12 protein-coding genes are annotated in these 11,738 nt (G+C 33.2%); 3 read left to right on the top strand and 9 right to left on the bottom strand.

The window, feature by feature from the left end; genetic code table 11:
- Nucleotides 1-869: 869 nt before the first annotated feature.
- Nucleotides 870-2,096: an ABC transporter permease gene (locus tag ACNQGX_RS08360; RefSeq protein WP_417975452.1), complete on the bottom strand. Its 1,227-nt coding sequence runs from the start codon at nucleotides 2,094-2,096 to the stop codon at nucleotides 870-872.
- A gap of 112 nt (nucleotides 2,097-2,208) precedes the next feature.
- Between ACNQGX_RS08360 and ACNQGX_RS08355 the strand changes: the two genes are divergently transcribed.
- Complete coding sequence (locus tag ACNQGX_RS08355; protein ID WP_417975451.1) at nucleotides 2,209-3,426, top strand: exo-beta-N-acetylmuramidase NamZ family protein; 1,218 nt, start codon at nucleotides 2,209-2,211, stop codon at nucleotides 3,424-3,426.
- Between the two features lie 29 nt (nucleotides 3,427-3,455).
- On the opposite strand, the gene ACNQGX_RS08350 is transcribed toward ACNQGX_RS08355, so the two are convergent.
- Nucleotides 3,456-3,950: a YkgJ family cysteine cluster protein gene (locus ACNQGX_RS08350; RefSeq protein WP_417975450.1), complete on the bottom strand. Its 495-nt coding sequence runs from the start codon at nucleotides 3,948-3,950 to the stop codon at nucleotides 3,456-3,458.
- A gap of 92 nt (nucleotides 3,951-4,042) precedes the next feature.
- Here ACNQGX_RS08350 and ACNQGX_RS08345 point away from each other — a divergent pair, with 92 nt between their 5' ends.
- Both ACNQGX_RS08345 and ACNQGX_RS08340 read left to right on the top strand, forming a co-directional pair.
- Nucleotides 4,043-4,759, top strand: a complete 717-nt coding sequence (locus ACNQGX_RS08345; RefSeq protein ID WP_417975449.1) for a class I SAM-dependent methyltransferase — start codon at nucleotides 4,043-4,045, stop codon at nucleotides 4,757-4,759.
- A gap of 16 nt (nucleotides 4,760-4,775) precedes the next feature.
- Nucleotides 4,776-5,315, top strand: coding sequence for a YfiT family bacillithiol transferase (locus tag ACNQGX_RS08340; RefSeq protein ID WP_417975448.1), 540 nt, complete (start codon nucleotides 4,776-4,778; stop codon nucleotides 5,313-5,315).
- A gap of 32 nt (nucleotides 5,316-5,347) precedes the next feature.
- On the opposite strand, the gene ACNQGX_RS08335 is transcribed toward ACNQGX_RS08340, so the two are convergent.
- From ACNQGX_RS08335 to ACNQGX_RS08305, 7 genes are all read right to left on the bottom strand, one after another.
- Nucleotides 5,348-5,737, bottom strand: a complete 390-nt coding sequence (locus ACNQGX_RS08335; protein WP_417975447.1) for an energy transducer TonB — start codon at nucleotides 5,735-5,737, stop codon at nucleotides 5,348-5,350.
- A gap of 224 nt (nucleotides 5,738-5,961) precedes the next feature.
- Nucleotides 5,962-6,594 carry a 7-carboxy-7-deazaguanine synthase QueE gene (locus ACNQGX_RS08330; protein ID WP_131991650.1) on the bottom strand — a complete coding sequence of 211 codons (633 nt, stop codon included), beginning with the start codon at nucleotides 6,592-6,594 and terminating at the stop codon, nucleotides 5,962-5,964.
- A gap of 222 nt (nucleotides 6,595-6,816) precedes the next feature.
- Nucleotides 6,817-8,511, bottom strand: coding sequence for a tetratricopeptide repeat protein (locus tag ACNQGX_RS08325; RefSeq protein WP_417975446.1), 1,695 nt, complete (start codon nucleotides 8,509-8,511; stop codon nucleotides 6,817-6,819).
- Nucleotides 8,501-9,424: a PstS family phosphate ABC transporter substrate-binding protein gene (locus ACNQGX_RS08320; RefSeq protein ID WP_417975445.1), complete on the bottom strand. Its 924-nt coding sequence runs from the start codon at nucleotides 9,422-9,424 to the stop codon at nucleotides 8,501-8,503. Before ACNQGX_RS08320 ends, ACNQGX_RS08325 begins: the two co-directional genes overlap by 11 nt.
- A 233-nt stretch (nucleotides 9,425-9,657) precedes the next feature.
- The gene (locus ACNQGX_RS08315) at nucleotides 9,658-10,452 is read right to left on the bottom strand and encodes an energy transducer TonB (protein WP_417975444.1); all 795 of its coding nucleotides are present in this window, start codon (nucleotides 10,450-10,452) and stop codon (nucleotides 9,658-9,660) included.
- A 39-nt stretch (nucleotides 10,453-10,491) separates the two neighbouring features.
- A complete protein-coding gene (locus ACNQGX_RS08310; RefSeq protein WP_417975443.1) occupies nucleotides 10,492-11,040 on the bottom strand; it encodes an ExbD/TolR family protein in 549 nt (182 codons plus the stop codon).
- 18 nt (nucleotides 11,041-11,058) lie between these two features.
- A complete protein-coding gene (locus ACNQGX_RS08305) occupies nucleotides 11,059-11,670 on the bottom strand; it encodes a biopolymer transporter ExbD (protein WP_417975442.1) in 612 nt (203 codons plus the stop codon).
- Between the last annotated feature and the right edge of the window lie 68 nt (nucleotides 11,671-11,738).

Genomic DNA, 11,738 nt, shown 5'->3' with positions numbered 1-11,738 from the left:
TCAAATCTCTCGATTCTATTACTCTTATTCTTTTGTTTTAAGATCTCTCTTAAAACGGCTGTCAATTCAATATGTCTAGGAACGTGTTCTTCTTTGTTTTTCCCTTCGTTTGCACTTCTTAAAGTGTTTCTCAAAGCGGGTGCAAAAGTGCAACTTCTTTTTTTAACTGGCAAGAAATTTTTGAAGTTTTTTTTGAAATTTTTATTTCCGTTTTTCTTCTTTTTTTCTTAGCAGTTTGTCAAGGAACTTCGCTTGTTTTGCGGGGTGCAAATGTAGCAAGCGTTTTCTAATCTCACAAGCTTTTTTGAATCTTTTTTAGAAAATAAATTTTCTTGATTAATTCGTATTACTTGTCAGTTTGTTAAAGAACGTCTGCGTCATTGCGGGTGCAAAACTACCACCTTTATCCCGTTATTCAAGCTTTTTAAATACCTTTTTTTAATGTTTTTTTAACTCTCGATTTAACTCGCTGGAAATACGGCTTTTGAAGTCGAAAGTTTTTTCCTCTCCCGTCCCGATCCCGAAGGAAAGGGACGGGACTCTCCGAAGGAGAGGGAGACGAAATGGGTAAAAAACCGTGGGTATCGTTATATATAGGGAATAGAAATATAGTATTCTAAGTAGATACTTCGTTCCTATATATAAGGTAACACATACCATACTGTGAATGAGATTTCATTTTTGCCTAAATCACATAGTCGATGAAACGCTGCCCGCGTTAGGGATAAAAGCGAAAAGCCCACAGTCCCGCTTTTTTTGGCGGGACGAGGACTTGTAGCGTATAGCCCGACTCATTATATAAAGAGAGGCAACTACCCGCTAAGATAATTGCCTCGCTTTATATAATCAGGAACGCCAAAAAGAATATTCTAATCGAAACGTATGGCTTTGACCGGTGAAATTTTGGTTATGATATAGGACGGAATTAACAATACCAGAAAACAAACGGTCACGGTAAGCAGATTTAATAAAAGTATGTATCCCCAATTGAGGTAGACAGGCGCTTGATTGACATAGTAGTTTTCAGGATTCAATTGGATTACGCCAAACTGTTGCTGGATTAGCAATAGTGATATTCCGATTAAATTTCCCCAGAGCAGTCCTCTTACTATAAGATAGAAGGCATTGTAAAGAAATATTTTTCTAACAGACCAATTATTAGCCCCTAAAGCCTTTAGAATTCCTATCATTTGGGTTCGCTCGAGAATCAGCACCAATAGCGCCACTACCATATTGATTGTGGCAACAAGAATCATGACTGCTAATATTACTATGATGTTGAAATCGAATAGCTGAAGCCACTCGAAAATATAACTGTATTTCTCGATTATGGTTTTGCTGTCTAATGTCGATGCTGTTTGTGCATAAACCTGCTCTCCGGTAGATTCTATAGTATTAAAATCGTCTACAAAAACTTCGAAAGCACCGATTTGATCTGGAGCCCATTTGTTGATGCGCTGCATGTGGCGAATATCTCCTATTATATAGGTAGCGTCGAATTCTTGAAAACCAGAATTGAAAATTCCAACAACATCAAAATTCCTCAGGTTATATCCTTTCTCTTTCATGAAGAAAGTATTGAATGCGTCACCTACTTTTAAATTCAATCTATTTGCAATAAACTGAGAAATCACAACTTCTTCATTTAAATCCCCTTTGCTATTTGGAATTCTCCCCTGAACAATGTACTCCTTTATATTATCCCATTTATAATCGTTCCCCACTCCTTTGAAGATAATTCCTTCGAAAGCAGTTTCGGTTCTAATAATTCCAGCTTTACTGGCAATGGCTTGGATATGGTTAACTTCAGGAACAGATGTGAACTTTGGATAAAAATCCTGTTTTTTAGAAATTGGAACTAATGTGACTTCGGATTGATTATTGTCGTAATTCGAAATAATGATATGCCCATTAAAGGCTGAAACCTTTTCACGGATTTTTTGCTGCAGTCCAATTCCGGTTGCTACTGAAACAATCATCATAATCATACCAATGGCAATTGCCGAGATTGCAATTTTTATAATTGGCGCAGATATGCTACTTTTATAATCTTTAGCAGTTATAAGTCGTTTGGCGATGAAATATTCTAAATTCAATTTGATTGCGTTTCTAATTTGGATTTGCTTCGCCAGTTTGCGTTGCTAAAGCCAAAAATACAGCTAAAACACGAATTACACTAATTGACATTAATTTTATTTGAACCTATATATGAACTCATTTTTTAAAATATCGCTTAGCTTTATATTCTTAACAATCGTTTCGACTTCCTGTTCTGCCAGAAAAACAGATGCAAGGGAAAATGTAAAATCGGATTTAGAAATAGTTAAAGACAATCCAAAAACAGAAATAAAGACTGGGGCAGATAATTACAACAACTATTTACCATTATTAAAGGACAAGAAAATTGGAATTGCAACCAATCAAACCGGTATTCTCTCTAATAAAATACATTTAGTGGATTTTCTTTTAGAAAAAAATATAGCAATCCAAAAAATATTCGCACCAGAACACGGTTTTCGTGGAACTGCTGATGCAGGCGAACATGTCGTTGATGGTAAAGATTCTAAAACTGGACTCCCGATTATTTCGCTTTATGGTGACAATAAAAAACCGAAAGCCGCGCAATTAGCTGGAATTGACATTATGGTTTTTGATTTGCAAGACGTAGGCGCTCGATTTTACACCTATATCTCTTCGTTGCATTATATAATGGAAGCCTGTGCCGAAAATAATATTCCACTTTTAATTCTTGACCGACCAAATCCTAACGGAAGTATTGTGGACGGCCCAATTCTTGAGACAGCATTCACCAGTTTTGTGGGTATGCATCCTATTCCTTTGCTTCATGGGATGACAATTGGCGAATATGCCAAAATGATTAATGGTGAAAAATGGTTAAAAAATAGAGTACAATGTAAATTGACAGTAATTCCATGTATCAATTACAATCGAAAAATGAAATATAGCTTACCCGTAAAACCTTCACCGAATCTTCCGAACGATCAAGCCGTGAATTTATATGCAAGTTTGTGTCTTTTTGAAGGTACGAATGTAAGCGTAGGACGAGGAACTGAAAAACAATTTCAAATTTATGGCTCTCCTTATTTACCGAAAAACAGTTTCACTTTTATTCCGAAACCAAATTTTGGAGCACAAAATCCTGTTTACAATGGCATAGAATGTTACGGAGAAGATTTATCTATAGCTACAAAAGTAAATCGACTGGAATTAAAATGGTTGATTAAAGCCTATGCGTCGACAACTGACCAATCAAAATTCTTCAATCCTTTTTTTACCAAACTTGCAGGAACTAAAAAACTACAACAGCAAATAGAAGCTGGAACTTCGGAAACAGAAATAAGAGAAAGTTGGAAGAAAGGGTTAATTGAGTTTAAGGAAATGAGATTGAAATATTTGATCTATTAAAAACCAAGAAAGACAGTCTTTTACATTAATTATAAAGGCATTTTCTTCTTCATTTCTTCAACAATGTTAAATGCAGCGGGACAAATAGCTACGTTTTTCAATGTTAGATCAGTGATTTGTTGAAACTTTTTTCTATCCGTATGCGGAAATTCTCTGCACGCTTTGGGGCGAACATCATAAATCATGCATGCATTTTCATTATCCAGAAAAGTACATGGCACACTTTGCAACACATAATCCCTGTCTTCATCAATGCGAAGATATTGCTCGATAAATTGTTGTGGTTTTTGTCGAAAATATTTTGAAACACGCTCAATATCCGCATCTGTAAATAATGGCCCAGTAGTTTTACAGCAGTTTGCACACTTTAAACAATCCGTTTTCTTAAATTCGGCGTCATGCAAATCTTGCATCACGTAATCCAAATTCTTTGGCGTCTTCTTTTTCAACTTATCGAAATACTTTTTGTTTTCGATATGCTTATCTTTGGCTTCTTTAGGAAGATTGTTTAAAATATTGTTCATTCGTAGATTTGTTTTTTCGGTTATTCGATAAAACATTCCGCGAAATTACTTAAAACAAATCAACAAATTACTAAATTAACACATCAACTACAATGAAAGACCTTTTTGGCAAAGCCATACTCGATTTTCAAACTAATAATTCCCCGGAAGATTTAATCACGGAAACCTCTATTTCTGAAGAGGATGAAATGAGTGTTGAATATCTATTTCGTTCTTATAATGAAATGCCAAAACTGGAGCAGAAAGCCTTACAACTTGCGAAGGGAAAAATTTTGGATGTAGGTTGTGGCGCAGGAAGTCATAGTTTGTATTTACAAAACGAAAGAAATCTTGATGTTCATTCGATTGATATTTCTCAAAATGCAATTGAAGCTTGTAAACTAAGAGGCTTAAAAAATACTCAAGTTCAGAACATTCTTGAAATGGACTCTAATAATCCAGAAAATAAATTTGATACCATTTTATTATTAATGAATGGAACCGGTATTTTTGGAACACTAAAAGAAACCACTAAATTTTTACAGAAACTAAAAAGCTTACTTAATCCAAACGGACAAATTCTTATTGATTCTTCGGATATAATTTATATGTTTGATAATGATGAAGATGGCGGAAAATGGATCCCAAGTAACGGTTATTACGGTGAATTGACCTTTACAATACGTTATAAAAACGAAAAAGAAGACCAATTCCCTTGGCTTTACTTGGATTATAACACTTTACAAAATGCGGCTTTCGCCAATGGATTACAAAGCGAGTTAATTCTTGAAGGGGAACATTATGACTATTTAGCGAAGCTTTCGATTTAAAAGAACACATTATAGTATGGAAAACTCAACATTAGAAAAATTACGTTATCCTATCGGGAAATTTATCGTCCCGGAAATCTATTCTAGCGATTATCTCAATACTAAAATAGCAGAAATTGCCAGTTTCCCAGAACGATTGAAAAAAGAAGTGCTTCATTTAACCGAAGAACAACTCGAAACACCATATCGACAAGACGGCTGGACGATTCGTCAAGTGATTCACCATTGCGCGGACAGTCACATGAATTGTTTCATCAGAATCAAATGGGCGCTGACCGAAGATAATCCAACAATAAAATTTTATCATGAAGATCGTTGGGCAGAATTACATGATAATTTGACAATGCCTATTCGACCTACTCTTTCTTTTCTGGAAGGTTTGCACTTTCGCTTAGCGTATTTAATGAATAGTCTATCTATATCAGATTTAGAAAAAACCTTTATTCATCCTGAGAACAACAAGGAATTTAAAATTAAGGAAATAATTGGAACTTATGCTTGGCATGGAAACCATCACTTAGCACATATTACGGAATTAAAGAAAAAATTTTTATGAATTTAATTCTTTCTTAAATTCAATATAAAAATCTAATTCCTTATGTTTATCGGAAAATTATGATATACAACTCTCACTTTTTTTCCGTTTTGTTCTCCTGAAGACCAATTTGGACATTTTGACAAAACTCTAATAGCCTCATCTCCTGTCCCTTCTCCAATGTCCTTTATAACTTTTACAGAGCTTACACTCCCATTAGTTTCAATTACAAAATCAATTTTTACTACTCCAAACAATCCCTCTACATCAGGAGTTCGATAATTTTTAGCAATGAACTTAAGGAATTCTTTAAATCCTCCCGCATATTGTGGCTGATATTCCACTGTTTGGTAATCATAAAGATTATTATTAACATCTCCATTTTGAGCTGTAGAAAATTGAAAAACAAGAAAACAAATTATTGAAATTGATCTTAAATACATCGTATTATTTTTTTTTAAATGTAAGAAAAAAGCAAACATAAATCATCTGATAATCAGCAAAAAAAAGAATAAAGGTTTTTTTTTAGATTTAATGCAATACTATGTATTTAATTTTAGTGATTTTTCATTTTATAAAGTGTAAAAAAGGCATAGATCAAATATTAATAAAAAAAGAGATCAATCAAGAATTATAGCGTAATTCATTCTAGCGACATTACCGATTGTTATGGAATATTCAAATATTTATGGGTTTGTAAAGAAACGCGCCATTTCGGATTGTTCATCACATAATCCACTATAAGCGGAGTCATTTCTTCTTTTTTACTCCATTCAGGTTGTAGGAATAAAATAGCATTGTCATTTACTTTTTCAGCTTGCTCTTCGGCAAAAATAAAATCATGTTTATTGTAAATGATAACTTTCAACTCATGTGCATTATCATAAACAGTTTGTGTTGGCAATTTATTTTTCTTTGGAGACAAACAAATCCAATCCCAATTTCCTGTAAGCGGATACGCTCCTGAAGTTTCAATATGAACTTTTCTATTATTTTCTTTTAACTTTTGCGTCAGCAAATTCATATCCCACATCAAAGGCTCACCACCAGTGACAACAACAGTTTCCGAATATTTGCTTGCATTTGTAACTATTAAATCAATACCTGTCGGAGGATGTAATTCAGCATTCCAGCTTTCCTTAACATCACACCAATGACAACCCACATCACATCCGCCTATTCTAATAAAGTATGCAGCAGTTCCTGTATGAAATCCTTCCCCTTGAATAGTATAGAATTCTTCCATTAATGGTAGCATGGCACCTTTATTAACTTCTAATTGTATTTCTTTTGATAACATTATTTAATTTTAAAGTGCAAAGATAGTTAATTTGAAAATGAGACAATTTGAAAACAGGAACTAAAACAATAAACTTTAAAAAACAGAAATTTACGACCCATAATGATTCTACAAAAAAGGATCTAACTTGGTTATTTTTAAAATTAGTATTTCGAATACCATTAAAAACAAAAAAACCGATAGTCAAAAAACTATCGGTTTAATATGTAAGAAACAAATATCTTATTTCAATGTTTTCAATGATTCAGTTGCATAAGCATTAGCAGGATCGAGCGCTAATGTTTTTTTGAAATATTCCATTGCTTTTGCTTTATCCGTATTAGCATAACTGGCTGCAATATTATTGTATGACTCAATGATTTTAGCTTTCACCGCAGGTTTTGCAGCTTCTTCAGCACCTAAAGCAGTAACTTTAGCTACATACTCTTCATAATTTTTAGTCATAACGTCATCTTTTTCAAGCAATCTATTTGTTCTTGCTCTATAAAGATATGCTTCATGATATGTTGGCGATGCCACTAATACTTTTTCGAAAGCAGCATCTGCTTTTTGTAAAGCAATAACATCCGGTTTTGTATCTTTACTATTATTAGCATAATAATTTGATAAACCATAATAAACATTATCATCAAGATATGTTTTTGAATCCATAACATTAGATCCAAATTCAAAAATTGAAGCAGCCTCTTTGTACAATTTTTGTGTAAATAATTTTTTACCAACTTCACTTAAATCTTGAACTGCCAAAGGCTCCATTTCAACTGCCTTTTTAATATCTACTAAACCAGCGTTAAGAGCAACTGGATCAATTGATAATCCATCAGCACTAGTTCCTTTTTTAATTTTGGTTAAACCCAAATATAAATAATCTAAAGCAATTGCTTTATTTCCAGGAGCTGTGATAAAACTTTCCAATGATTTAATAGCTACATCAACATTCCCATTTTTATAAGCAGCATATCCTAAATAACGGTAGATTCTTGGATTAACTTTATCCAATTCAATCATCTTATTTGCTTCAACTTCAAGAGCTGCATAATCTTCTACCAAAATAAGGAAATCGGCACGACGCATTCTTGAGTGAATAGAATAATCTGTTAAAGACATATATTTATCATAATAACCTATCGCCGTTTTATAATTTGCAGCAGCTTGAGAAGGTTTGTTACGTGCAATTTTATAATATGTTTCAGCTAATTCTCTGTAAACCGGTCCATAATTAGGATTTATTGCAATTACTTCATTATATGCTTTTAAAGCTTCGTCATAAGATTTAGCACCTTTCAACAAAACACCCAATTGCATTTTAGCTCTTAGCAAAGTATTATCTGCTTGAAAAGCACTTCTGTAAGCTACATAAGCTTCATTTTGTTTTCCATCACCATAATAAGCATCTCCTAAGGCAAGTTGCAATTGAGCATCTTGAGGATTGTTTATCACAGCGCGGTTCAAAATTGCAATTGCACTTTTATAATCCGGTTTTGCAACATTCATGTAAGCTCTCGCAATGTAAACATACTCTTGTACATCTTTCTTTCTGATGTCTTTAGTAGCCAAAGCAAATTTAGCCTGTGCACCTGTCGCATCATTTTTATCTAAATCCATTTGACCTAAACCAATATAGTTCAATTTAGCCCCTTCAGATGTATTTAATCCGTTTTGAAAATAAATCTTAGCAGAATCTTCCACACTTTGTGTAAGATACACATTCCCTAAAGTAAAGAAAGCAGCACCATTACTTGGTTTTGTTTTGATAATTGATTTTAATATCGTTTTTGCGCTTTCAAATTGCTCAGCATCAATAGCTTTTTTTGCTTGATTAATGTCTTGCGCTTGTGTCGTAAAAGCTGAAGCCAATAAGGCAACACTAAAAGTTGTGAATTTATTCATTTTCATTATAATTAATTTATTTTTCATCATTTTGGTTTTTACCAATTATCGTAAACTTCCTTGTGGGAATACGAACCGGCAGTAATCCAGATTTTAAAATTATTCTTTGTCCGACATCTCCGGCAACAAATGAAGCAAAGCCCATTCCTAATCCAGAAAAACCTTGACAATTGATTATATACAAATCACGTGCCAAAGGATATTTTTTTTCCGCTATGTTATTTTGTGATGGAATATAATAGTCATCACTTTTAAGTCCTTTTACACCTAAAGTATTAACATTATCAACGTATTTTTGCATTGCCGGAAGTGGTTGAGAAAGCCAATTAACTCCTACTACTCCAATCATACCATCATTTTCTGAAACATATTTTATAACTTCATCATTAGATTTAAATGAAAAAACACCCTTTTCTGGGATAGCGTTTATTCCAGCCAAAGAATTCATGTAACGTACCGTACTTGAGTTTAGGTTATCAAAAACTAATCCTTTAATTGAAGCTACCGGTTTTCCTTGCATAAAACTAATAACATCTTTTAACGCTACAAGAGTATCTTTATTGTTTTTATTAGAGATAAAAGCTACAGCATCTGTAGCAAAAATAGTTATTTTTGGATTAATTTTTCTTTGCTTAAAAATCTTCAATTCTTCAGTTGTCAAATTTCTAGACAAAATAGCTATTGCAGCTTTTTCATTAAATAAAGAATTAACCGTTTCAGATTCAGATTTAGCGACAAGTTTTATTTTAGCCTCATATTCATTTTCAAACACGGCTACTTGATCTTCAATAATAGGAGCTAAAGTCTCATCTACATAGATTGTGGTTGAACCTTTCAGTATAGTTTCATTTCCTTTTTTATTATTCGTTTGATTACAAGCAAATACCAATATTACCAGTGAAAATAAAATAAAATATGGAAGTTTAGAATAATTTTTCATGATCTAGTTATTATTATCATTAATAATTCGAAAGAATCTAAAAGAAGCATATACAATAAGTAAAGCCCCAAAAGCTACTCTATAAGTAGGTTCCATTGCTAGAGGAAAATTCTTCATAAAGATAATAAATAAACCCAAAACAAGGTAAAGTAGAAAAAACAAAATTCCTAAAACAAGAAGAAATCGCTCTTTAAGCGATTTCTTCTTAATATTATTAAGTATGTTATTCAACATTATTCTGCAGATTGAATAGTAATTGGAAGAGAATAAAGTACTCTCACTTTTTTACCATTTTGCTCACCTGGTGTCCATTTAGGACATTTTTTCAAAACACGGATCGCTTCTTTTCCTGTTCCATAACCGATATCTCTAATCACTTTAATATCAGTCAAAGAACCGTCTTTTTCAACTACAAAAGTAACATAAACTTTACCTTTCAATCCTTCTTCTTCTGGAGTTTGATAGTTATTACCAACAAATTTGTAAAACTTATCAATTCCTCCCGGGAAATCAGGTTTAACCTCAATACCTGCGGTGTTATAAATTTGGTTATCAACCTCTTCTACTACAGCTGCAGTTCCAGTACCTACCGGCTCAACAGTTAAAACAGCATCTGGATCTCCTTTAATAGTTTCAGCACCTAACTTTTTATCTTTAATTTCGACAGTTTTAGGTGGTTCTTCAGTAACTTCCTCCGCTTTTGCAACCACTGGTTTAACAAATTTCACCTGATCCACTTTTGGTGGCGGTGGTGGCGGCGGTGGAACATCTTTTTTTATTTCTTCTTTAGGTGGTAATTTGATACTGACAATTTTAGTATCTAAAGTCTCATCAGCATCCGAAGAATCCGGCAGCAAATTTAAAATAAGCGGGGCACCAACTGCAAAAGCGAAAACTAAAGCACCAATGATAAGAGCTTTAATATTAGTCTTGGTATTTGATTTTCTTAGCTCATAAGCCCCATAGGCCTTGTTGCGTCCCTCGAATACAATATCAAGCCATTGGTTTGTGAATATATCTAATTTCATTTTTCTTAATTATTAGGTTATAGAGTAAATACGAAAATCTTATTTACCTTCTAACAATTTTAGTTCCTCTGGAGAAAAATCATTTACAATTGCATTTGAAGGTACTCCTACAATTGCCATCTCGTCTAGTATATCTACTAAATTACGGTAATTTGATTTTTTACTTGGTTTGATAATTACTATTAAACCTTTGTCTTTGTTCCCAGTGTATTCAACTACTGATTTTTTTCTTTTCAATAATTCTTTACGAATACCCTCTTTACCATAAGAAATATCTTTAGGACCAGCAATTGGAGTCGCTAATAAACCCATATAATAAACCATCTTATCATTGTCTCCTAATAAAACCGTCAAGGTACGGTTTTCATCAACTTTGATTGGCTTATCCTTATTTTTATCATCTTCTTTATCTGGCAAACCCAAAGGCATCGATTGCGGTTTAGACAACGTAGTCGTAAGCATAAAGAATGTAATCAATAAGAATGCCAAATCCACCATAGCAGTTAAATCTACTTTTGAGTTTGATTTTTTACTTCTTACTTTTCCACCTTTTTTGCCTCCACCGTCGCCGGTATTTAATTCAGCCATTTTAGTGTATTTTTTTAGTTATTTATCTTTTGCTCTCAAACCGGTAACCAGATTGAAGCTATTGATTTTCTGGTCTTGTAAAATATCCATAACTTGTTTAATCGCAGGATATTCTTCTTTTGCATCCCCTTTTATAGCAAGTTGCAATTCTTTGTCATTAATATCAATATTTGCAATACGAGAATTGTAAATCCAATCATGTAATTGATTATTCAATGAATCTTTAGGAACACCCGGCTGTAAACCCGGTTTACTTCTGTCCGCAGTCTTCATTGCAATCAATTGCTTCAAACTAGTAATTGGAACTCCAATACCTTCCATTAAAGCAAATTTCGCAGATTCTTCTTCCGTAAATACAACACCGTATTTTTGACCCATTAACTCAAGTGCCTTTTTTCTAACTTCTCTACCTTTTAAGTCAAAGAAAACTTTTCCTTTTCCAACAGTAATAATAGCTAAATTATCTTCTGGCAACTTAGTTTGAACAACTGATGCAGGCGTATCTACTGGCAGCGCTTCCGGTATCTTAGTTGTTGCTGTCATTACAAAGAACGACAACAAAAGAAAAGCGACATCACACATAGCTGTCATATCAGTAGACCCAGCTTTTTTTTGCATTTTTATAGCCATTAATATATTTTTTTATACTTACAAGAAAATAGAATCTGTTTTCCAGATCTCTATTTCCTTGTAAATTA

Source organism: Flavobacterium glycogeni (genome assembly GCF_048286775.1).
GTDB lineage: Bacteria > Bacteroidota > Bacteroidia > Flavobacteriales > Flavobacteriaceae > Flavobacterium.
The sequence above is the reverse complement of the archived record's forward strand: the minus strand, read 5'-3'. Positions and strand labels throughout refer to the sequence as shown.

Coding starts and splice junctions, on each gene's coding strand:
- ACNQGX_RS08305 (WP_417975442.1), bottom strand. CDS start 11,670: ATGGCTATAAAAATGCAAAAAAAAGCTGGGTCTACTGATATGACAGCT.
- ACNQGX_RS08330 (WP_131991650.1), bottom strand. CDS start 6,594: ATGTTATCAAAAGAAATACAATTAGAAGTTAATAAAGGTGCCATGCTA.
- ACNQGX_RS08345 (WP_417975449.1), top strand. CDS start 4,043: ATGAAAGACCTTTTTGGCAAAGCCATACTCGATTTTCAAACTAATAAT.
- ACNQGX_RS08340 (WP_417975448.1), top strand. CDS start 4,776: ATGGAAAACTCAACATTAGAAAAATTACGTTATCCTATCGGGAAATTT.
- ACNQGX_RS08355 (WP_417975451.1), top strand. CDS start 2,209: ATGAACTCATTTTTTAAAATATCGCTTAGCTTTATATTCTTAACAATC.
- ACNQGX_RS08335 (WP_417975447.1), bottom strand. CDS start 5,737: ATGTATTTAAGATCAATTTCAATAATTTGTTTTCTTGTTTTTCAATTT.
- ACNQGX_RS08320 (WP_417975445.1), bottom strand. CDS start 9,424: ATGAAAAATTATTCTAAACTTCCATATTTTATTTTATTTTCACTGGTA.
- ACNQGX_RS08350 (WP_417975450.1), bottom strand. CDS start 3,950: ATGAACAATATTTTAAACAATCTTCCTAAAGAAGCCAAAGATAAGCAT.
- ACNQGX_RS08325 (WP_417975446.1), bottom strand. CDS start 8,511: ATGAAAAATAAATTAATTATAATGAAAATGAATAAATTCACAACTTTT.
- ACNQGX_RS08315 (WP_417975444.1), bottom strand. CDS start 10,452: ATGAAATTAGATATATTCACAAACCAATGGCTTGATATTGTATTCGAG.
- ACNQGX_RS08310 (WP_417975443.1), bottom strand. CDS start 11,040: ATGGCTGAATTAAATACCGGCGACGGTGGAGGCAAAAAAGGTGGAAAA.